This is a genomic window from Nonomuraea sp. NPDC049158, from assembly GCF_040648335.1.
Taxonomy (GTDB): domain Bacteria; phylum Actinomycetota; class Actinomycetes; order Streptosporangiales; family Streptosporangiaceae; genus Nonomuraea.
On the sequence record NZ_JBEZDM010000023.1, the window covers coordinates 92,048 to 112,246 of the forward strand.

Annotated in this window: 18 protein-coding genes; 5 read left to right on the forward strand and 13 right to left on the reverse strand. The window is 71.5% G+C overall.

Features of this window, described 5'->3' with window-relative positions; translation table 11 throughout:
- The first annotated feature begins 40 nt into the window (after positions 1-40).
- Positions 41-691, forward strand: coding sequence for a PaaI family thioesterase (locus AB0B61_RS37830; protein ID WP_358442617.1), 651 nt, complete (start codon positions 41-43; stop codon positions 689-691).
- Here the strand turns inward: AB0B61_RS37830 and AB0B61_RS37835 are convergent.
- The 6 genes from AB0B61_RS37835 to AB0B61_RS37860 are packed head-to-tail and all read right to left on the reverse strand — an operon-like array spanning position 685 to position 7,640.
- Positions 685-1,434 (reverse strand): glucose 1-dehydrogenase, encoded by a 750-nt coding sequence (locus AB0B61_RS37835; RefSeq protein ID WP_358442620.1) that lies wholly within the window; start codon positions 1,432-1,434, stop codon positions 685-687. The genes AB0B61_RS37830 and AB0B61_RS37835 overlap by 7 nt on opposite strands.
- Positions 1,421-3,619 carry an acetate--CoA ligase family protein gene (locus AB0B61_RS37840; RefSeq protein ID WP_358442623.1) on the reverse strand — a complete coding sequence of 733 codons (2,199 nt, stop codon included), beginning with the start codon at positions 3,617-3,619 and terminating at the stop codon, positions 1,421-1,423. The genes AB0B61_RS37835 and AB0B61_RS37840 overlap by 14 nt, the downstream gene beginning before the upstream one ends.
- A 3-nt stretch (positions 3,620-3,622) precedes the next feature.
- A complete protein-coding gene (locus AB0B61_RS37845) occupies positions 3,623-5,161 on the reverse strand; it encodes a class I adenylate-forming enzyme family protein (RefSeq protein WP_358442626.1) in 1,539 nt (512 codons plus the stop codon).
- Positions 5,162-5,178: 17 nt separating this feature from the next.
- The gene (locus AB0B61_RS37850) at positions 5,179-5,502 is read right to left on the reverse strand and encodes a VOC family protein (protein ID WP_358442629.1); all 324 of its coding nucleotides are present in this window, start codon (positions 5,500-5,502) and stop codon (positions 5,179-5,181) included.
- Complete coding sequence (locus tag AB0B61_RS37855; RefSeq protein ID WP_225299262.1) at positions 5,499-5,858, reverse strand: Zn-ribbon domain-containing OB-fold protein; 360 nt, start codon at positions 5,856-5,858, stop codon at positions 5,499-5,501. The genes AB0B61_RS37850 and AB0B61_RS37855 overlap by 4 nt, the downstream gene beginning before the upstream one ends.
- A 39-nt stretch (positions 5,859-5,897) precedes the next feature.
- Entirely contained in the window at positions 5,898-7,640 is a 1,743-nt protein-coding gene (locus AB0B61_RS37860) for a serine/threonine-protein kinase (protein ID WP_358442632.1), read from the reverse strand.
- A gap of 161 nt (positions 7,641-7,801) precedes the next feature.
- Between AB0B61_RS37860 and AB0B61_RS37865 the strand changes: the two genes are divergently transcribed.
- Both AB0B61_RS37865 and AB0B61_RS37870 read left to right on the forward strand, forming a co-directional pair.
- Complete coding sequence (locus AB0B61_RS37865; protein WP_358442635.1) at positions 7,802-8,407, forward strand: isochorismatase family cysteine hydrolase; 606 nt, start codon at positions 7,802-7,804, stop codon at positions 8,405-8,407.
- Complete coding sequence (locus AB0B61_RS37870; protein WP_358442817.1) at positions 8,407-9,168, forward strand: SDR family NAD(P)-dependent oxidoreductase; 762 nt, start codon at positions 8,407-8,409, stop codon at positions 9,166-9,168. Before AB0B61_RS37865 ends, AB0B61_RS37870 begins: the two co-directional genes overlap by 1 nt.
- Before the next feature lie 47 nt (positions 9,169-9,215).
- Here AB0B61_RS37870 and AB0B61_RS37875 read toward each other — a convergent pair whose 3' ends face one another.
- Complete coding sequence (locus tag AB0B61_RS37875) at positions 9,216-10,400, reverse strand: serine hydrolase domain-containing protein (RefSeq protein WP_358442638.1); 1,185 nt, start codon at positions 10,398-10,400, stop codon at positions 9,216-9,218.
- Between the two features lie 30 nt (positions 10,401-10,430).
- Between AB0B61_RS37875 and AB0B61_RS37880 the strand changes: the two genes are divergently transcribed.
- A complete protein-coding gene (locus AB0B61_RS37880; RefSeq protein WP_358442641.1) occupies positions 10,431-11,339 on the forward strand; it encodes a cyclase family protein in 909 nt (302 codons plus the stop codon).
- Between the two features lie 6 nt (positions 11,340-11,345).
- Here the strand turns inward: AB0B61_RS37880 and AB0B61_RS37885 are convergent, their stop codons facing one another.
- A complete protein-coding gene (locus AB0B61_RS37885) occupies positions 11,346-12,548 on the reverse strand; it encodes a cytochrome P450 (RefSeq protein WP_358442643.1) in 1,203 nt (400 codons plus the stop codon).
- Positions 12,549-12,654: 106 nt separating this feature from the next.
- Here AB0B61_RS37885 and AB0B61_RS37890 point away from each other — a divergent pair, with 106 nt between their 5' ends.
- Positions 12,655-13,245, forward strand: a complete 591-nt coding sequence (locus AB0B61_RS37890) for a TetR family transcriptional regulator (protein WP_358442646.1) — start codon at positions 12,655-12,657, stop codon at positions 13,243-13,245.
- Positions 13,246-13,249: 4 nt separating this feature from the next.
- Here AB0B61_RS37890 and AB0B61_RS37895 read toward each other — a convergent pair whose 3' ends face one another.
- The 5 genes from AB0B61_RS37895 to AB0B61_RS37915 form a co-directional block, all read right to left on the reverse strand.
- Positions 13,250-14,740, reverse strand: coding sequence for an AMP-binding protein (locus AB0B61_RS37895; RefSeq protein ID WP_358442649.1), 1,491 nt, complete (start codon positions 14,738-14,740; stop codon positions 13,250-13,252).
- A 17-nt stretch (positions 14,741-14,757) separates the two neighbouring features.
- A complete protein-coding gene (locus AB0B61_RS37900; protein ID WP_358442651.1) occupies positions 14,758-15,813 on the reverse strand; it encodes an LLM class flavin-dependent oxidoreductase in 1,056 nt (351 codons plus the stop codon).
- Positions 15,814-15,874: 61 nt separating this feature from the next.
- Positions 15,875-17,008: a M20 family metallopeptidase gene (locus AB0B61_RS37905; RefSeq protein WP_358442654.1), complete on the reverse strand. Its 1,134-nt coding sequence runs from the start codon at positions 17,006-17,008 to the stop codon at positions 15,875-15,877.
- 99 nt (positions 17,009-17,107) lie between these two features.
- Positions 17,108-18,544 carry an ATP-binding protein gene (locus AB0B61_RS37910; protein ID WP_358442657.1) on the reverse strand — a complete coding sequence of 479 codons (1,437 nt, stop codon included), beginning with the start codon at positions 18,542-18,544 and terminating at the stop codon, positions 17,108-17,110.
- Positions 18,541-20,190 (reverse strand): FAD-dependent oxidoreductase, encoded by a 1,650-nt coding sequence (locus tag AB0B61_RS37915; protein ID WP_358442660.1) that lies wholly within the window; start codon positions 20,188-20,190, stop codon positions 18,541-18,543. Before AB0B61_RS37915 ends, AB0B61_RS37910 begins: the two co-directional genes overlap by 4 nt.
- Positions 20,191-20,199: the final 9 nt, after the last annotated feature.

Here is a 20,199-nt window from a genome sequence, read left to right on the forward strand (position 1 = left end):
CTAGAACGTGTTTTGGTAGAACCTGTTCTAAGATGCGGCCATGACGATCGACGTCGCCGCCGGCGAGTCCCGGACCGCCGCGCTGTGCGCCCTGGCGCAGCAGACCAGAGAACTGATGGACGCGGTGATCGGCACTGGCGTCGAGGAGGACGAGCTGGTGGCCGTGGCCGCCGAGCTCACCGCCCTGACCGAACGGCTCGAAGCGACCGTCCGCGCGTCTCCGCGGCCCTACGACATCGCGCCGGACGGCACCGTACGTCACCTGGGCAACGCCGCCATCGGCGCCGCGAACCCGTTCGCCGTGCCGCTGGTCGTGGAGCGGCTGGCGAGTGGCGGGGTACGGGCGGAGGTGTCGTTCCGGCCGTTGCACGAGGGGCCGCCCGGCGCCGTGCACGGCGGGATCACCGCGATGGCCCTCGACCACCTGCTGGGGCAGGCGGTGGCCGTCGCCGGGCTGGCGGGTATGACGGGCACACTGACCATCCGCTACCGGGCGCCTGTGCCGTACGACCGGCCGGTGGTCGTGACAGCGGAGCACACGCGTACGGAGGGGCGCAAGGCGTGGGCGGACGCCCGCGTGGCGCTGCCGGACGGCACGCTGCTGGCCGAGGCGACAGGCATCTTCATCACCCCGACCGCCTGGCTGAACGGCCCCCCGATACCGACGGCCCCCGACAGCGCTGGTCAGTAGCCCGCGCCGGTCAGCAGCCCGCCGTCCACCGTGAACTCGCTGCCGGTGCAGTAACTGGACCGGTCCGAGGCCAGGAACGCCACCACGTGCGACACCTCCACCGGCTTGGCGAAGCGCTTGATGACCATGCTGCGCAGGAAAGCGTCCGCGTCCACCTCGCTCATGATCTCCGGATCCATGGCCATCGAGGTGTTGATCGCCCCGGGATGCACCGAGTTGACGCGGATCTTGTAGCGGGCGAGCTCACGGGCGGCCGACTTGGTGACCCCCCGGATGGCGAACTTCGAGGCCGCGTACGCCGACATCCCTTCGGCGCCGACGAAGCCCTCGATCGAGGAGATGTTCACGATCGAGCCGCGCCCGGCGGCCCGCATCGGCGCGATGGCGGACTTGACGCCGAGCCAGGTGCCCCTGAGGTTCACGTTGATCACGCGGTCGAACTCCTCGACCGCCATATCGCTGATACGCCGAAATTTCAGGATCCCGGCGTTGTTGACCAGGATGTCTAACCTGTCGTGCAGGTCGGTCACAGTGGCGATCGCCCGGTCCCAGTCCTCTGGAGCGGTGACGTCGTGATGGACGAAGGTCGCGCCCGTCTCCTCAGCCAGCGCCTTGCCCTCTTCATCCAGGACGTCACCGAACACCACGCGCGCCCCCTCCGCCAGGAACAGCCGCACGTGCGCCTCGCCCATGCCGCGCGCCCCGCCGGTGATCAGTGCCACCTTGCCGTCAAGCAGTCCCATTGCGACCTCCCGCCGCGACGGCCATCGCGGCCGCCTCCATAGTTCGGTAGACGGGGATCCCGGCCGCCGCCACGATCGCCCTGACCTCGTCCTCGACCCCAGGGGGCGCGCACTCGCCGTTCCTGGTGACCAGGGTGACCCTGGTCCCCGGGAGGGCGTCCTGTGCGGCCGCCAGCGCCCGCGCGTACTCGAACAGCGGCTCGGCCCGCGTCCCATAGGTGAAGAAGCTCTGTACGTTCACATGCGCCACCACATCCGGGTACGGCCGGTGCCGCACGATCGCCTCGACGGCCCGCTGGACCAGGTCCGGCCCGCTCCGAGGGCCGACGGGCACCTCCAACGGGTTGGCCAGCGAGGACCCGGCCCCCAGCCCCAGCCCGCGCAACTCCCCGAGCACCGAGTCCGGCAGCGGCCCGAGCGGCACCCCGGCCCGGTCGAAGGCGTCGGCGGCCAGCACACTCGCCCCACCACTCGGCCCGATCACCAGCGCCCCGCCACACGACTCGACGTTCCGAGAGCCCTCACCGCCGTCCGGATCTGTCGTCCTGGAGAGCGGATCTGCCAACCGGGCGCCGTGCGCCTGGAAGAAGGCGAGGACGCCGATCAGGTCGTCCTGGGAGGTCACCAGCGTCGCCCCGGTCTGGTCGGCGAGTGCCTGCCAGATCCGCCCGTCGCTCACCAGCCCGCCGGTGTGCGAGGCCGCGGCCCGCTGCCCCTGCGCGCTGCGCCCGCCGACCAGCAGCACCACGGGCACGGGAGCGGCCGCCAGCGCCTCGTACAGCGCCCGTCCGTCACGCGGGTCCTCCAGATAGAGCCCGACGGCCCGTGTCTCGGCGTCGGCCGACAGCCAGCGGAGAAACTCGGCCGGGGTGACGTCGGCCGCGTTCCCCACGGTGACCACCCGGCTGAAGGCCAGCCCGCGGCGCTCGCCGACCTTGATCACCTCGCCGGCCAGCCCGCCGCTCTGCGAGATCAGCGCGACCGTCCCCGCCGGACCGAGCCCGCCGCCGACGAACGTCTGCCGCCCGCGCGGGCAGTACACGCCCATGCAGTTGGGGCCCAGCAGCCGCGTCCCCGCCGCCCGAGCCGCGGCGACGAGCTCCCGCTCCAGTTCCGGCCGTCCCGCCTCGCCGAAGCCGCCGCTCATGACCTGCACGTACGGCACGCCGGACGCCTCACGTACGACCTGGGCACACCGCTCCGCGGGCACCGCCACCAGCGCGTAGTCCACGTCCGCCACGGCCAGGGACGGCACGGCGGGCACGCCGCCCACTTCCCGCGCCTCGGGATGCACCGCGACCAGGGGGATGCCGGCGGCCTTGTAGAACTCAAGGAACATGTTCCCGAAGTTCGGCCGCGTGGTGGAGGCCCCGACCACGGCCACCGCCCTGGGCTCGAAGAGCGGTCCGAAGTCCATGGGCTCGGAGAGCGGTCTGATGTCCGCAGGCTCGGAGAGCGGTCTGACGTCCGTAGGGTCGGAGAGCGGCCCGAGGTCCGCGGGCTCGCCGAGCACGCCGTCCTGACCGCCGTACGAGTCGTCCTGACCACCGTGCGAGACGTCGGCGGCCGGGATATACCGCGCATCCACCGCCACCACGCCCGACTCGGTAGCGATGACCGGATTGATCTCGAACTCGCCCAGTTCGAGCCGCTCCCACAGCCCGCCAGACCCGCCGACCGTCATGAGCAGCTTCACCACCGCGTCCACGTCCACCCCTGGACGCCCGCGCAGCCCGTACAGCACCGGAGACCCGCGCAGCGAGCCCAGCATCCGCCGCGCGTCCCTCTCCGAGATCGGGCAGAGGCCCAGCGCCGTGTCCCGCAGCGTCTCGGTCCACACCCCGCCCAGCCCGGCGAGCAGCACGGGCCCGAAGCCCGGATCGCGGACCAGCCCGACGATCAGCTCCACCCCGCCGGCGGCCTGCTCTTCGACGAGAAACCCCTCGGCCGCCACGCCCGAGGCCAGCATCCTGGCGGCCTCGATCGGGACGTCGACCCGGCTCAGCCCGAGCACCACGGCCCCGGCCTCGGACTTGTGCACGATCTCGGGTCCGTACGCCTTCAGCACCAGCGGCTCGCGTAACTCCGCGACCGGGGCGAAGTCCATATCGCGGACCACCACGCCCCGCGGCACCGGCACCCCGGCCTCGCGCAGCAGTTCCTTGGCCTCGTGCTCGGCGACCACCGCTCAGCTCTCCAGCAGGTGGCCGTGCCGTTCTCTGATCTCCCTGCGTAAGAGCTTGCCGGGCCCGCCGGAGGCGTCCTCGAAGTGCGGCAGCGCGTCGGCCACCAGGATGTGGTCCGGCCGCTGGTGCGGCGCCAGGATGTCGTCCAGAGCCCGCGCGAGCTTGGCCGCGTCGAGCGAATGCCCGGAACGCGCCACCACGGCCAGCAGGATCCGCTGTTCGGCCGCGTCCTGCCCTTCAACGTGCGCGGGCACCCCGACCGCCCCGGCCTCGGCCACGCCGTCGAGCGCGGCCGCGGCCTCCTCGACCGCGACCGGCTGGGTCCAGACGCCGCCCTTGAGAATCGCGTCCTCGCGCCGCCCGAGCACACGCAGCACCCCGTCGGCGGAGACGGAGCCGAGGTCGCCGCCGACGTACCACTCGCCGCGCAGCACCTCCGCCGTCTTGTCCGGCAGGCCGTCGTAGCCGGACATCCGGTGCGGCCCGGACAGATTGATCTCGCCGACCTCGTCCACCACGCGGCGGCCCGACGGGTCGGTCACCCGGACGGCGTTGCCGGTGCGCGCCCGGCCGGACGAGCCGAGCGGCGTGGAGCCGTCGTCCACCCGGCCCATGCAGGTGTAGGGGGCCTCGGTCTGGCCGTAGTAGGAGTAGACGCCCGCGTCGGGCAGCCGGTCCTTGATCCGGCCGAGCATGGTGGCCGTCAGCGGCTCGCCGCCCAGCATGATCACCCGGATGGAGGACAGGTCCACCGTCTCGTGCTCCGACGAGCCCAGCAGCGCCGCGTAGAACGACGGGATCTGCGACACGTGCGTGACCCGCTCGCGCGGCACGACGCGCAGGAAGTTCGCCGGGCCCCAGTCCTGCTCCAGCACCAGCCGCATCCCGGCGTACAGGGCGGGCCCGACGATGGCCGGGAAGCCGATGCCCCAGATGATCGCGCCCGTGCCGAACACCGCGTCTGGCCCGCGCGGCACGTCGAGCCAGATCTGCGCGGTCGCCAGCGACGAGGCGTGCGTGTGGACGACGGGCTTGGGCAGCCCGGTCGTCCCCGAGGTGTAGTAGAGCGCGAGCGGATCGTCGTGGAAGCCCCCGAGCGGCGGCTCCTCCTCCGAACCGTCCGAGAGGTCGGACGCGTTGATCCAGGTGGTGATGGCGGGCAGCGACGGCCTGATCTCCGCGACCACCTCCTCCACGGTCGAGTCGTACACGAACGCCGTGCACCCCGACTGCTCCACCACCGCGCGCAGCGTCTCGACCGGCCAGTACGGGTTCAGCGCCGCCGTCACCGCGCCGATCTTGGCCTGCGCCAGGTACACCTCCGCCACGTGCAGCGTCTCGTTCAGCAGCGCGGCCACCCGCCGGCCCGGGGTGACGCCCGCCGCGAGCAGCGCGTGCGCGCGCCGGTTGACGGTCCTGTTCAGCTCGTCATAGGTGAAGCTCCGCTCGCCGCAGTAGGTGAGCGCCACCCGGTCGGGGGTGCTCATCGCCGCGGCGGTCAGGATCGCGTGGCCATAGTTGCCGTACGGTGATCGCGCCATGAGGAGTGCCTCCGTCGTCAGAGGGGGGAATAGAGCACGAAGACGTTTCCTGAGGGATCGCGCAGCACGGCCCGCGTCTCGTGCGGCCCGTCCTCGGGCTCGCGCACCACTTCGGCGCCGCGCGCCACCAGATCGGGTACGGCCTGCCGTACGCTGTCCACCTTGAACGACGGCGCGGCCGAGGTGGTGACATGCTCGGCGGGCCCGGCCAGCGCCACGGTGACGCCACCGCCGTTCAGCGCGGCGAACCTGTCGCCGTCGCGGAACTTCACCGGCAGCCCGTAGAAGGCGATCGCCTCGTCCAGGTCGGCCACGGGTATGAGCACGTTGCCAACGATCACGCGGGCCTCCAATGCGGTAGGTCGTCCACGAACGTCACCCGCACCGGCATCCCGATGCGGACCTCCTCCGGTGCGCACTCCACGACCTGACCGAACACGCGCGCGCCTTCGGGCAGGTCGACCCAGGCCAGCACGTACGGCTCGCGGCCCCGGTAACCGGGCGCGAACGAGCGGTGCACCACGGTGTACGTGTGCACCACGCCCGCGCCGGAGACCGGCTCGAAGACGAGGTCGCCACCGCACCGGGGACAGTCGGCCTCGGGGAGGTGGACCCGCCGATCGCAGGCCGTACAGCGCTGGACGACCAGCTCGCCGCGCCTGCAGGCGGCCCAGTAGGCGGAGGTGTCACAGGTCATCGCTAGCCAAGCTAGCGCACGCTTGGTTGCTCGACAACCCTAGTCGGCGAGTTCCTCGGCGAGCGAGGCCACGGGCTCCTCCGAGGTCAGCGAATCGTTCGGCGCAGCCGAATCGGCGCTCGGCGAGGCGAAGGCCGGGGCGTCGGCGGTGTGCGGCGGGTCGGAGGGCAGTGCGAAGGGCGGCTGGGACGGCGTCGGAGTCGGAGTGGCGTGCTCCTGGGTGGGAGTGGACGACGTCGAGGGCGAGGGGCTGGGCGCCGGGCAGGGCGGCCCGTCCACGGTCACCTCACTGACCTGCGGGCCGTTGGCCGCCGCCGGCTCGGTCGACAGCAGGAGGCCGAAGTGCGCCTGCTTGCCGCACCCGACGGCGCCCAGGTCGCGGCCCACGGCGCCGGTGTAGGCGGTCCGGCCGGTGAGCGTGCGGGTCTCCTGATGCACCGTGCGGGCCTGGCCGTCGCCGTCGCGCCGCGTGTACGTGATGCGCAGCCGCACCGGCCCCCGCCCGTCGGCGGCCACGCGCACCGCGCCCGCCGAGCCGGTCCACTGGACGATGTCCGCCGACCGCACGGCCGGACTGGGCAGCGCCCGGGAGGGTTGCCGTGAGGCGGTGGGAGGAGGGGCCGAGGGGGTGGCCGACGGTACGGGAACGGCCGTCGACGTCCTGGCCGTCGGGCGGCTGGTCTCCGAGGTCCGGCGGACCGGGGTCTTGTCGTCGACCGGGGTGGGATCCAGCTGCTCGGACGTCTTCGGCTGCGGCATGAGTACGGTGCCCGCCGGGCCGGGGGCCAGCCGCCCGTCCGAGAGCACCACCGCGATCAGCACGGCGACGGCCGTCGCGCCCGCGATCCACAGGTGCGGCGGCAGCTTGGGCACGGTGATCCGCCGGCCGCGGACCGCTCCCAGGGTGGCGGTCGGCGTGTCGGTCTTGGCCAGGGGAAAGCGGAGCGCGAGGAGCGTGGCCAGCTCGCCGAGGTGGCGGCGCCCGCGCTTCTCCCAGTCGGGCCCGTAGCCGGCGACCGCGTCCTCCTCCAGCTCCGCCGCGAACTGCCGGGCGGAGGCGTACCTGACCACCGGATCCTTGGCCAGCCCGCGCCGGAGCAGGTCGCGCAGCGAGTCGGGGGCGACCTCCAGCGGCACCGGCTCGACCAGGTGCTTGTCGCGGAGCGAGGGGATGTCCTCGGCCTTGTACGGCGGGCGCCCCTTGACGGTCTCGAACAGCAGGCACGCCGCCGCGTAGAGATCCGCGGGCGGCCCCGCGTCCCCCTGCGTCCACAGCTCGGGCGACATGTACGGCGGGCTGCCCGCCGGCACCCCCGGCTCCTCGGCGTGCACCACCACCCCGAAGTCGGTCAGTTTGCCCGTGCCGTCCGCCTGGATCAGCAGGTTCTCCGGTTTGACGTCCCGATGGGGTACGCCCTTGTCGTGGGCCGCGGCCAGGGCCAGGAGCGTGCTCTTCAACACCGCCAGCGCCGCCTCCGGGCTGGTCCTGCCGTGCTCGGCCAGGATCGTCCGCAGCGACACCCCGTCGACCAGCTCCATCACCACCGCGGCCCTGGTCGGGGTCTCCACGAACTCATAGAGCTGGACCACGTTCGGGTCGTCGAGCTCGACGAGCGAGGGGGCGTCCACCCTGAAGCGGTCCATGAACTCGGTGTCCCGGCGCAGGGTCGCGTTCAGGTATTTGATCGCGACGTAGGCTCCGGTGGCCTGGTAGGTGGCGAGGAACACGCGGCCCGTGTGCCCCGCGCCGAGCTGGCGTACTTCTCGGTAACCAGGGACCAAGGTGAACCCCCATAGCGCAGCCGTCTCTCGTTCGACGGTCTCATCCGGGGTTCCGGTTGTCACGACTCCAGATATTTCGCCAGATGTCAGGGGATTATGGCTCCGAGGCCCGGGTGATATGTTCGAAGCCAAGCAAGCGCTCGGCTAAGTGGAGGCTTCGCATGGATCGTACGGCCGTGCTGGTCATGGAGATGCAGCGGGGCGTCGTCGGCGATCTAACGAAATTTCCGGACCTGGTGGTCGCGTGCCAGCAGCGTGGCGTCGTACGCAACGCCGTCTCCGTACTCCAGGCGGCCAGGGCGGCCGGCCTCCCCGTGATCCACTGCACCGCCGCCTTCCGCGCCGACCGGGCCGGCTCCCACACTCACAACAGCCCGTTCATCACCGCCCTGCTCAAGGACCCCGGCCACATGCTGGAGGGCACGCCGGCCGTGGAGGTGCTGCCCGAGCTGCTGGCCGACGCGGATCTGGAGAGCCGGCGCCACCACGGGTTCTCCCCGTTCACCGGGACCTCGCTCGACATGACACTGCGCTCGCTGGACATCACGCACGTGGTGGCCGTCGGGCTCTCGCTCAACCTGGGCATCCCCGGGCTGGCCCTGGAGGCGGTGAACCTCGGCTACCGGGTCACCGTGGTGACCGACGCCGTCGCGGGCGTACCGGACGGGTACGCGCTGGCCGTACTGAAACACACGATCCCCCTCCTGGCCGCCCGCACCACCGCGGCCGAGCTGGTCGAGGAGTGGAAGGCGGGCGGCGAGCGGTGATGGAGGGGATGCGGCTCGACGGGCGAGTGGCCGTCGTGACCGGGGGAGCGGGCGCGATCGGCGCGGCGATCGCCGCGGACCTCGCCGCACTGGGCGCCCGGGTGGTGGTCGCGGACGTGGACCTGCCGGGGGCCGAGAAAGTCGCCGCGGGGCTGCGGGGGGCCGAGACCGCAGGGCTGCCGGGGGCCACCGCCCTTGCCGTCGACCTCGCCTCGCCCTCCTCCATCGAGCGGTTCTGTGACGCGGCTGGGCCGGTCGACATCCTCGTGCACAACGCCGGGGTGTCGATCGTCGAGCCGTTCATCGCCGGTGACCCGGCGAACTGGGATCTCATGTGGCAGGTCAACCTGCGCGGCCCGATGCTGCTGACCAAGCTGATGCTGCCGGGCATGATCGAGCGCGGGTGGGGGCGGCTGGTGTTCATCTCGTCGGACGGCGCCAGGGCGGGCTCCGGCGGCGAGGGCGCCTACGCGGCCACCAAGGCGGGGCTGTTCGGCCTGGCCAAGACGCTCGCCCGCGAGGCGGCCAGGGCGCACGTCACCGCCAACGTGGTCTGCCCGGGACCCACCGACACCCCGATGCTCCGGCGCGTCTCGGCGGCCGAGCCCGGACTGGTCGACAAGATCGTCAGGACCGTCCCGCTCCGCCGCCTCGGCACGCCCGCCGACGTGGCGGGCCTGGTCGCCTACCTGTGTACGGAACGCGCCGCCTACATCACCGGCCAGACGCTGTCGGTCAGCGGCGGCGTGACGATGCAGTGACGACCCGACGCATGACGCGAAGCACGACCCCGATGAAGCCGAGGCGATCACAGGGATCGGTAGACGGCCTCCATGAGGCGGATCGCCCGCTGGTTGCCGGCGAAGACGTCGGCCATCTTGTTCATGACATATCCGGCGGCCACGCCGTACTTGGGGTCGGCCAGGCCGATGGACCCGCCCACACCGGTATGCCCGAACGCGGTCACGGACGGCACGAAGAACGACATGGCGGGCCGCATGAAGCCCAGCCCGAACGCGCTCTCCAGCAACAGGACCTGATCGGGCCCCGACGCCCGGGGACGGATCGCGTCCGCCAGCGTCTCCGGCCGCAGCAGGTCGCCGCCGAGCAGCGAGCGGTAGAACGCCGCCAGGGACCTGGCCGTCGCGACGAGCCCCACGGCGGGCCACCCGGCACGCAGCATCACCGGGTTGTTGGCCCCGCCCGGCAGGTCCTGCATGCGCGGGTTGCCCATGGTGCGGTTCATCAGGCTGTTCGGGTCCGCGGCGGCCATGGCGATCGCGGCGATCGGATCCTTCGGCGGCCCGATGGGCGTACGGGGCGGGGTCTCGGCCGTGGGCACGCGCTGGCCGCTCTCGCTGCCGGGCGGGGGCTCCGCCGTCAGCCGGGCGGCCCTGGTGATCACGTCGTCGGGCGCGCCGACCCACAGGTCGAGGCCGAGCGGCCCGGAGATCTCCGCCGCCACCAGCTCACCCACCGACTTGCCCGTCACCCGGCGCACGACCTCGCCCACCAGGAAGCCGTACGTCAGAGCGTGATACCCGTGCGCCGACCCGGGCCGCCAGATCGGCCGCTGCCCGGCCAGGCGCGCCGCGATCGCGGGCTGGTCCTCGAACTCCGCCACCGGCACCCGCTCGTCCAGCGCGGGCAGCCCCGCCTGGTGACTGAGCAGGTGTTCGACGGTGACGCGCTGCTTGGCCCGCACGCCGAACTCCGGCCAGACCTCCGCCACCGGCGCGGCCACGTCCACCTGTCCCCGCTCGGCCAGCTGGAGCAGCACGGTCGCGGTGATCGCCTTGGTGCACGAGTAGGCGAAGGCGGGGGTGTCCTCCTCCCACGGCCGTTCCGTGCGGCGGTCGGCCACGCCGTCCCACAGGTCCACGACCAGCTCGCCGTCGAGGTAGACGGCGAAGGCGGCCCCCAGCTCGAGGCCATCGGCGAAATGGCGGTCGAACGCCTCGCGCACGCGGGAGAACCGGGGATCGCAGTGCATCAAGACCTCCGACAGGAAGGGAGCACGTACTTGGCTGCCGAGCCTAACAATTGGGGACGTTTCGGCCCAGAGGATCAACGGGGCACGCTCAATCTGCTCACTGGCAACTTGGTACTGGCCGGATTGGCCACTGCGCGGACCGGCCAAGTTCTCAGCCTGTCCATGCCGATCAGGGGTGCCACCTCCTCGCCCGCGCCCGGCACCGTGCCCCACCTGAAGGGCCGCCCGCTGCCGCAGCACTTCATGTCGGTCGACGGTGGCGACTACGCGGCCGGCGCCCGGCCGGTGGGCCCCGGGCTGCGGATGGCCGATGACGCGCTGATCGTCACCCACCACGGCACGACCACGCACATGGACGCGCTCTGCCACATGTGGTCGGGCGAGGAGCTCTACAACGGCCACCCCGCCGCGCGCGTACGCTCCTACGGCGCCACCCGGTGCGGCATCGAGCAGGTGGGCGGGGTCGTCGCGCGGGGAGTCCTGTTCGACGTGCCCCGCCACCTGGGGCTCGACCACCTGCCCGCCGACTTCCGTATCTCGGCGGAGCTGCTGGCGGAGATCGCCGTGCCGCGCGCGGGTGACGTCGCGGTGATCCGTACCGGCTGGCCCGCCGTGTGGCAGCGCTCGCGTGAGGAGTACTGGTCGGGACAGCCGGGACTGTCGGCCGAGGCCGGGCGCTGGCTGGCCGAGCGGGACGTCTCGGTGGTGGCCGCCGACAACGCCGCGATCGGCGGGCTGAACGCCCACCAGCTCGCCGACGAGGCGCTCGACGACGATCTCCACCTCATCCTGCTCCACCGCCACGGCATCCACCTGATCGAGCTGCTCTGGCTGGAGGAGCTGAGCGCGGCGGGCCGTACGGAGTTCGTGTTCGTCGCGGCCCCGCTCAAGATCGAGGGTGGGACCGGGAGCCCGCTCAACCCGCTGGCGATCCTCTGAGCCCGGTCACCACGTGACAGGCAGAGCCTCGACGCCGTAGACCGCCGCGCGCTCCTTCAGCGGCACCTCGGAGGCGGGCACGGCCAGCCGCAGGCCGGGGAAGCGTTCGAAGAGCCGGCGGTAGCCGATCCGCATCTCGATCCTGGCCAGCTGCTGCCCCAGGCACTGGTGCACGCCGTGCCCGAAGGCCAGGTGCCGCCGCGCGTCCGCCCGGCCGAGCCGCAGCTCGTCCGGATCGGTGAACTGGCTCGGGTCCCGGTTGATCGCCGGCAGCGACAGCGCGACCGTCTCGCCCTTCCTGACCAGCTCGCCCGCCACCTCCACGTCCTCCAGCGCGACACGGCTCGGCCCGCCCGCGTGCAGGATCGACAGCCAGCGCATCAGCTCCTCGACCGCACCCTCGACCGCGCCCGTGCCTTCGCCCTCACCTCCGCCCGCGCCATCGACCGAGCCTGCGCCCGTGCTCTCGCCGCTGAACAGGGCTCGCTGCTCCGGGTGTTCCAGCAGCGCGAAGACGCCCAGGCCCAGCATGTTCGCGGTGGTCTCGTGGCCGGCGACGAGCAGGACGAGCGCGAGGTTCGCCAGCTCCTCGTCGTCGAGGTCGCCGGTCAGGCCGCTGATCAGGTCGTCGCCGGGCTCGGCGCGCTTGCGTCGTACCAGCTCGCCCAGATAGCCGGCGAGCGCCGCCAGCTCCGATGCGCCCTCCTCGTCGATCGCGACCAGCCGCGCGGTCTGCTCCTGGAAGAAGTCGTGGTCCTCGTACGGCACGCCGAGCAGCTCGCAGATGACCAGGGACGGGATCGGCAGCGCGTACGCCCGCACCAGGTCCACGGGCGGCCCCGCCGCGGCCATGGCGTCGAGGTGGTCGGCGGTGATCTGCTCGATCCGCGGTTCGAGCAGCCGCATCCTGCGGACCGTGAACTGGCCGGTGAGCAGGCGGCGGTAGCGGGTGTGCACGGGCGGGTCGGTCGTCACGAACATGCCGGGCGGAGCGGGCCGGTCCTGGCCGAACTGCGAGGTCAGGCGCACCGGGCTGTGCTTGAGCTCCTGGCGGGCGCTGAATCGGGGATCGCTCAGCACGGCCCGCGCGGCCTCGTAGCCCGTCGCGAGCCAGCCCGCGTGCCCGTCCGGGTAGTCCAGACGCGCCATCGGCGGCAGCTTCGCCAGCTCGGGAGGGGGGTCGAAGGGGCAGCCGGACGTTCTCTCCATGGGAAGTCGCATATTTTGAGAGTAGACTCCGATTTGAGAGTTGTATAGCGAAATTTGGGATCTTGTGAGTGGACGGGCCTGTGCCGCAACCCCGACAATCGACGACATGAGCGATCGACCGGCCCAGGGACTGCGCGAGCGGAAGAAGGCCAAGACGCGGGCGCTGATCCAGAAGGAGGCGCTGCGGCTGTTCCGCGAGCAGGGCTACAGCGCGACCACGGTCGAGCAGATCGCCGAGGCGGCGGAGGTCGCGCCCAGCACGGTGTTCCGCTACTTCGCCTCGAAGGAGGAGCTGGTGTTCGTCGACCAGTTCCCGGCCTTCGCCGAAGCCCTGGACGCCGCTCCGGCCGATCTGCACCCGATACGCGCGGTCCGCGTCGCCCTGCGGGAGGTGACGGCGGCTCAGACGGCCGAGGAGCTCGCCGAAGGGGTGGAGCGGGAGAAGCTCATGTTCACCGTGCCCGAGCTGTGGGCGGCGAGTCTGACGAACGTCTCCGGGACGCTCAGGTCCATGCAGGAGATCCTGGCCAGGCGGGCGGGGCGGGACGCGTCCGATCCGGAGATCCGCAACATCACGGGGGCGATCACCGGCGTGATGTTCGCGGTCTGGTTCGACTGGGTGAAGGACCCCGAGATGGACGGGCCCGCCGAGATCGACAAGGCCCTCGCCCATCTGGAAGAGGGCCTGCGCCTGTGAACCGTCAGGTGCCCGGATAGTTGCCGCCGCCATGAGCGGCGTCCAGGGCGTCGTAGTCCGGGGTGAAACCGCGCTTGGGGATCGCGTCGACGAACGCCACCTCGCGCGGCTTCTTGTAGGAGGCGAGAGCGCTCTTGACGTGCTCGATGAGGTCGTCGGCCGTGGCTGCGGCGCCCTCCTTGAGCGCCACCACCGCCTTGACCGCCTGGTGCCAGGTGGCGTCCGGCACGCCGATCACCGCGGCGTCGGCGACGGCCGGGTGGGCCTTGAGCGCGCGTTCGACCTCGGCCGGGTAGACGTTCTCGGCGCCGGACTTGATCATGCGCAGCCGGGGGCCGATGAAGGTGATCGTGCCGTCGGGCTCGCGACGGCCGAGGTCGCCGGTGTGATGCCAGCCGTACGCCGACTTAGACGCATTTAAGTCGGGACGGGCGAAATATCCGGAAAAGAGGGTCTTGCCGCGGGCGCAGATCTCGCCCACCTCACCCGTCGGCAGCTCGGCGCCGTCGGGGGCCAGGATGCGGACCTGGACCAGCGGCGACGGGCGACCGGCGAAGCCGGCGGCGCCCGGAGCCAGGCCCAGGAAGGTGAGCATGCCGCCGACCTCCGTCTGCCCGTATCCGCCCATCTTGGACCGGCACCAGGGGGAGTCGTCCACGGTGATCATCGCGTCCCACTCCGCGGAGTGCGAGACGAACCTCAGGGACGACAGGTCGTACTTGCCGCCGGTGTTCGCCTTCGTCACGGCGTCGATCATCGGGCCGAACAGGAACGCCTGCGTGACCCGCTCGGCGTCGATCAGGCGGCAGACCTCCTCGGCGTCGAAGGCGGGGGTGAAGACGTTCGTGCCGCCGATCTGGAGGGTGGCCAGGCAGAACATCATCGTGCCGACGTGGAAGAGCGGCCCGTTGTTGAGGAAGGTGAAGCCGGGCTCCATCTGGCGCACCATGAGCAGGGACGCGCCGTGGGCCAGCAGGGCCGCGCTGCTGAGGAGCGCCGCGTTGGGGCGGCCGTCGAAGGCGGCGGTATAGAGGGCCAGCGCCGGCTCGGTGTCCTCGACGGGCGGGAAGTCCCTGGCGGTGCCACTCTCGACCAGCCGCTCGTAGCCGGGCCCGGCCTCCACCCAGAGCGCCGTGCCCTCGCTCAGGGCCATGGTGGAGTCGGACGCCTCCCGTACGATCACGCGCGGCGTCAGATCCTCGACCACGAAGCGCAGCTCGTCCGCCGACTGCCGCCAGTTGGCCGGGCAGAAGATCGCCCCCAGCCGCGAGCAGGCCAGCAGCAGCTCCAGCACCGCGTGCGCGTTCTGGCCGAGCCAGAGCACGCGTTCGCCGGCCGTCACGCCCGCGCCGGCGAGGGCGTCCGCGAGGCGGCTGACCCGGTCGTCCAGCTCGGGGTAGGTGAGCCGCACCTCCCCGTCCACCACCGCCGTCACCTGGGGGCGGCTGCGCGCGTGCTCGGCGAGTACGTCGGACAGCGACAGGCTGTGGATCATCGCAGCTCCTGGGAACGTCAGTGGAACGCGGGCATGACCTCGGCGGCGAAGAACCGCATGACCTTCTTCATCTCCTCCAGCGGCATCGGCCGGGTGCTGCCGAAGTCGCAGAGCAGGTTGGCGAACCCGGCGTCCCGCAGCAGCGAGATCTGGTCGATGACCCGCGCCGGGTCGCCGATCACCTCCAGCTGCTCCCAGCGGAAGTCGGCCGACACGGAGCCGCCCTTGAGGTAGCGGTCCTGGTAGAACTCGAAGCCCTGCGCGGCCTTGCCCGTCTTCGGGTCGATCGGCGCGCTGCGCTCGTTGAAGATCCGCGACCGGTCGAACGACGCCTCGAACCTGGCCTGGTCCTCGCGGGCCTGTTCGACCGTCGGCGCCACGTAGACGCTGCGCGCCACCACCAGCTCGGTCCCGTTCGCGTGCCCCGCCTGGGCGGCCGTCTCCTGCCAGGTCTCGGCCGCCTTGACGACCTTGCGGAACGTCGCCGCCGGGTCGGCCAGGATGGGCAGCCCGCGCTCGCCGTACATGGTGACGGTCTCGGGGGAGACGGCGGCCACGTGGATCGGCGGGTGCGGCGCCTGGAGGGGGCGCGGCGTCAGCGAGACCTCGGCGCCGGTCTTGTAGAACTTGCCCTCGTGCTGGTACGTCTCCTGGGTCCACAGGCCCAGGATCACCTCCAGCGCCTCGTTGAACCGGTCGCGGGCCTCGGCCAGGTCGATGCCGAAGCCCTCGAACTCGAAGCTCTGGTAGCCGCGTCCGATCCCGAGATCCAGCCGGCCGCCCGAGAGCACGTCCACCAGCGCGGCCTCCTCGGCCACGTGGATCGGGTTGTGCAGGGGCAGCACCACGATGCCCGTGCCCAGGCGGATGCGCGAGGTGCGGGCGGCCGCGTGGGCGAGCATGGTGAACAGGTTCGGCGCGACGCCGTAGTCGCGGAAGTGGTGCTCGGCCAGCCGTACCCCGTCGAACCCCAGTTCCTCGGCCAGCTCGATGAGCTCCAGGTGGTAGTCGTAGACGTCCTTGAAGCTCTGCCCGTCGAACCGGTGGAAGAGGTGGAAGGTCGAGAACTTCATGCGGCGGCCCCTCAATGGTAAACCAAGCGCTCGCTTGGGAGAGTACCACGGGCCCCGTTTCCTAGGCGAGGGCGGTGAGCAGCCCCATCGTCAGGGCGGTCCGCTCGGGAATGTGCTCGATCAGCACGTGCTCGTGCCGCGCGTGCGCGCCGCCGCCGACCGCGCCCATGCCGTCGAGCACCGGCCGGCCCAGCGCGGAGACGAAGTTGCCGTCACTGGCCCCGCCGACCGCCGCCTCCTTCAGCTCCAAGCCGAACCCGGCCGCGACCGCCCGCGCCTCCTTGAACAGCCGGCGCGACGGCGGGTTGGGCGTCATCGGCGGCCGGTTCCAGTCGCCGGTGACCGTGACCGTCACGCGCGGGTCGGAGGCGCGCAGGCCGGCGAACACCTCGTTCATGCGCTCCATCTCCGGCGCCCGCGCGACCCGGACGTCGATACCGCAGGTGGCCCGGCCCGCCGCGACGTTGCGCCCGGTGCCGCCGCTGATCAGCCCGACGTTCAGGGTGGTCCCGAGCTCCCGCGCGTCGGATCCGGCGAGGTGGGTGACGAGCTCGGCCAGCGCGTGGATGGCGCTCGCGCCGGAGTCGGGGTCGAGCCCGGCATGCGCCTCGACGCCCTTGACCGCCACCTCGAACTTCCCGACGCCCTTGCGGGCCGTCTTGAGCAGGCCGTCCAGCGACGCCTCGAAGACCAGACTGGCCAGCGCGTCCGCACTGGCGGCCTCGATGTGCCGCCGGGAGAACGGGCTGCCGACCTCCTCGTCACCGTTGAACAGGTAGGTCAGGCTCGGATGCGGCAGACCGAGCTCGCGCAGGCCCCTGAGCGCCCAGACCGACTGCACGAGCCCGGTCTTCATGTCGAACACGCCCGGCCCGGTGATCCTTCCGTCCGCCATGGTGAACGGCCAATCCGCGAGCGTCCCCGTCGGCCAGACGGTGTCGTAGTGGCAGAGCATGAGCACGGTGCCGGGGGCGGTGCCCCGATAGGTCAGCTCCAGGACGTCGCCGTACTGGCCGCCGTCGTGCGCGACCGCCTGGTCCGGCACGCCGAGCCGCTCCTCCACCAGGGCGCGGACGGCGCTCAGCCCTCGGGTGAGCATGGCCTTGTCGTAGCTGTGGGTCTCCAGCTCGACGACCGTCCTGAGGTCGTCGAGCATCGCGGGCAGGACTTGGCTGGTCCAGCGTGTGATGGGCACATGAATCCCTTTTCCAGGAGACATGACCCTGACACGAGACGCGAATGTGACAGTTCCCACGCCTTTGGTGCCAAGCCTGTGGCACCTTGTGCGGTTTCCTTACGCGGCCGGAGACGCGGCGGCCGAGGCCTCGCGCAGCGGCAGCCGTACCTCGAACCACGTGTCGCCGGGCGTCGACCGCGCCTTGAGCTCGCCGCCGTGCCGGCCGGCCACGATCCGGTAGGAGATGTCCAGCCCGAGGCCGGTGCCCTGGCCGACGGTCTTCGTGGTGAAGAACGGCTCGAAGATCCGGTCCTTGATCGCGTCCGGTACCCCGGGGCCAGTGTCGCCGATCTCGATGATCGCCTCGTCCTCGTCGTACGCGGTGCGGATGGTCAGCGTGCCCTCCCCGTCCATCGCGTCGAGCGCGTTGTGAATGAGGTTCGTCCACACCTGGTTGAGCTCGCCCGCGTAGGCGGGTATGGGCGGCAGCGTCCGATCGTAGTCGGTGACCACGGTGATGCCGGGCGGGATCTTGCCGCGGAAGATGGCGATCGTACTGTCGAGCAGGTCGTGCACGTCGCAGACCTGGAACGGCGCGCGGTCCATCTGGGAGTACTGCTTGGCCGAGGCGAGCAGCGAGGTGATCCGCTCGGTCGCCTCGGTCACCTCACCGAGCATCTGCGAGATCTCGACCGCCTCGGCCAGCCAGTGCACCGCGGCGCCCGCGTGCTCCTGGCCCACCTTCTTATGCACCTTCTCCAGGTGTACGCGGCTGAATCCGGCGTTGACCAGCGCCGGGGCCAGCTCCCACGCGTCGTCCACGCCGAGCTCCTCCAGAGCCTCGCCCAGGTCGTCCTCCGCGTCGGAGATCTCCATCGGCGAGCGCGGCGGCAGGTTGCCGACGGCGGCGGTGCACTGCTCCTGCATGTCGATCAGGGCCCGCAGCCGCTCCGGCGGGATGCCGTCCTCGGCGAGCTGGGCCAGCTGCACGCGGGAGGTCCTGATGAGCTTGCGCAGCTCGCTCACCGCCCGTACGGCCGCCGCCGACGGGTTGTTCAGCTCGTGGGTGAGCCCGGCGGTGATCGTGCCGAGCGCGGTCAGCCGCTGGCGCCGGTCGATGACCTCCCGCTGCATGCGACCGCCCGACATCATGCCGTCGAGCAGGTGCATCGCCATCGGGAACCACTCGGCCACGATGTGCGCGAACTTCCTGGCCGGCAGCAGGAACATCCGGGAGGGCGCCGTGGCCCGCAGGCTGTGCTGGTAGCGCTCCGGGGCCCGGGCGCCGAGATAGGCGCTGGTGGCCCCGCCGTAGACACCCGGCTGGGCGCTGCGCGGCATGGCGACTGTCCCGGCCGTGACCGTCTCCTGGATCATCTGGATCTCGCCCTCGACCAGCACGGCGAAGCACTCCGCCGGGTCGCCCTGCTGGATGATGATCTCGTCCTGGGCGTAGTTGCGCATCTGGCCGCTGAGGGCCAGCTTGGTGAGCTGGTGGTCCGTCAGGCGCTCGAACAGGAAGAGCTTGCGGAGTTCGTCGATGTCGATCGTCATTGCTTCTCCAGGTAACGATGCACGAGCGCGACTGCCATCGCGCCTTCGCCGACGGCGGAGGCCACCCGCTTGATCGACTCGGCCCGCACGTCGCCCGCCGCGAGCACTCCCGGCACGTTCGTCTCCAGGAAGTACGGCTCGCGCCTGAGCGTCCAGTTGCGTGGCCGCTTGCCGCCCTGCACCAGGTCCGGCCCGGTCAGCACGAACCCCTTGCCGTCGCGTTCGATCGTGTCGCCGAGCCAGGAGGTGAAGGGCTCGGCGCCGATGAACACGAACAGCCACTGCGTCTCGGCCACCGACTCCTCGCCCTTCGTCGAGAGCGTGAGGCGCTCCAGGTGCCCGTCACCGGCGGCGCTGGTGATCTGCGTCTGGTAGTGCACCTCGATGTTCGGGAGCGCGTTGATCTGCTCGATGAGGTAGTGCGACATGGACTTCTCCAAACCGTCACCTCTCACCAACAAATGAACCTTGCTCGCAAATCCCGCCAGGTAGACCGCCGCCTGACCGGCCGAGTTGGCCGCGCCGACGATGTAGACCTCGTTGTCCTTGCAGGAGGGCGCCTCGGTCAGCGCCGCGCCGTAGAAGACGCCCCGGCCGACGAAGTCGTCCAGGCCGGGCGCCTCCAGGCGGCGATAGGTGACGCCGGTCGCCAGGATCACCGCGTGCGCGGCGATCTCGCCGCCCTCCTTGAACCCGACCACCCTGGCCTGGCCGCGCGGCTCCAGATGGCTGACCTTCTGCGCGCTCAGCAACTCGGCCCCGAACTTCAGGGCCTGCCTGCGCGCCCGGTCGGTCAGCTGCTGGCCGGAGACGCCGTCGGGGAAGCCCAGGTAGTTCTCGATCCTGGAGCTCTGACCCGCCTGCCCGCCGGAGGCGTGCGCCTCGATGAGCACGGTGTTGAGCCCCTCGGAGGCGCCGTAGACCGCCGCGCCCAGCCCGGCCGGGCCGCCGCCGATCACGATCAGGTCGTAGAAGTCGGTCGCCGGCGTGGTCGACAGGCCCACGGCCGAGGCGAGCGAGGCCTGGTCGGGCGACTGCATCGACACGCCGTCGGCGGTGACCACCAGCGGCAGGCGGCAGTCCGCGCCGACCGCCGCGACGAGCTCCGCGCCCTCCGGGTCCTCGGCCAGCAGCCACTGGTACGGCACGTGGCTGCGGGCCAGGAACTCCCGCACCTTGTACGACGGCGCCGACCAGCGGTCGCCCACCACGCGCAGCTCGGCCACCTCGATGCGCTCGGTACGGTGCCAGGCGTCCAGCTGACCGTCGATCACCGGATAGAACTTCTCCTCCGGCGGATCCCACGGCTTGAGCAGATAGTGGTCGAGGTCCACCACATTGATCGCCTGGATCGCGGCGTCCGTGTCCGCGTAGGCGGTCAGCAGCACCCGGCGGGCATATGGATACATGTCCATCGCCGCCTCAAGGAACTGCACCCCGTTCATCTGCGGCATCCGGTAGTCCGCCAAGATCGCGGCCACGTCGTCGCCGCGCAGCCGCATCTCCTTCACCGCCTCCATGCCCTGGTCGGCGGCCTCCGCCCGGACGATCCTGTACTGCTGGCCGTACCGGCGCCTCAGGTCGCGCGCGACCGCCCGCGAAACACCCGGGTCGTCGTCCACCGTCACGATGACCGGCTTGTCCATGGCCCTACC

Bases quoted from the DNA above. Each gene is read 5' to 3' on its own strand.
- AB0B61_RS37855 (WP_225299262.1), bottom strand. From the start codon at position 5,858: ATGACCTGTGACACCTCCGCCTACTGGGCCGCCTGCAGGCGCGGCGAG.
- AB0B61_RS37895 (WP_358442649.1), bottom strand. From the start codon at position 14,740: ATGATCCACAGCCTGTCGCTGTCCGACGTACTCGCCGAGCACGCGCGC.
- AB0B61_RS37870 (WP_358442817.1), top strand. From the start codon at position 8,407: ATGGAGGGGATGCGGCTCGACGGGCGAGTGGCCGTCGTGACCGGGGGA.
- AB0B61_RS37900 (WP_358442651.1), bottom strand. From the start codon at position 15,813: ATGAAGTTCTCGACCTTCCACCTCTTCCACCGGTTCGACGGGCAGAGC.
- AB0B61_RS37845 (WP_358442626.1), bottom strand. From the start codon at position 5,161: ATGGCGCGATCACCGTACGGCAACTATGGCCACGCGATCCTGACCGCC.
- AB0B61_RS37835 (WP_358442620.1), bottom strand. From the start codon at position 1,434: ATGGGACTGCTTGACGGCAAGGTGGCACTGATCACCGGCGGGGCGCGC.
- AB0B61_RS37830 (WP_358442617.1), top strand. From the start codon at position 41: ATGACGATCGACGTCGCCGCCGGCGAGTCCCGGACCGCCGCGCTGTGC.
- AB0B61_RS37890 (WP_358442646.1), top strand. From the start codon at position 12,655: ATGAGCGATCGACCGGCCCAGGGACTGCGCGAGCGGAAGAAGGCCAAG.
- AB0B61_RS37885 (WP_358442643.1), bottom strand. From the start codon at position 12,548: ATGGAGAGAACGTCCGGCTGCCCCTTCGACCCCCCTCCCGAGCTGGCG.
- AB0B61_RS37915 (WP_358442660.1), bottom strand. From the start codon at position 20,190: ATGGACAAGCCGGTCATCGTGACGGTGGACGACGACCCGGGTGTTTCG.
- AB0B61_RS37875 (WP_358442638.1), bottom strand. From the start codon at position 10,400: ATGCACTGCGATCCCCGGTTCTCCCGCGTGCGCGAGGCGTTCGACCGC.
- AB0B61_RS37910 (WP_358442657.1), bottom strand. From the start codon at position 18,544: ATGACGATCGACATCGACGAACTCCGCAAGCTCTTCCTGTTCGAGCGC.
- AB0B61_RS37865 (WP_358442635.1), top strand. From the start codon at position 7,802: ATGGATCGTACGGCCGTGCTGGTCATGGAGATGCAGCGGGGCGTCGTC.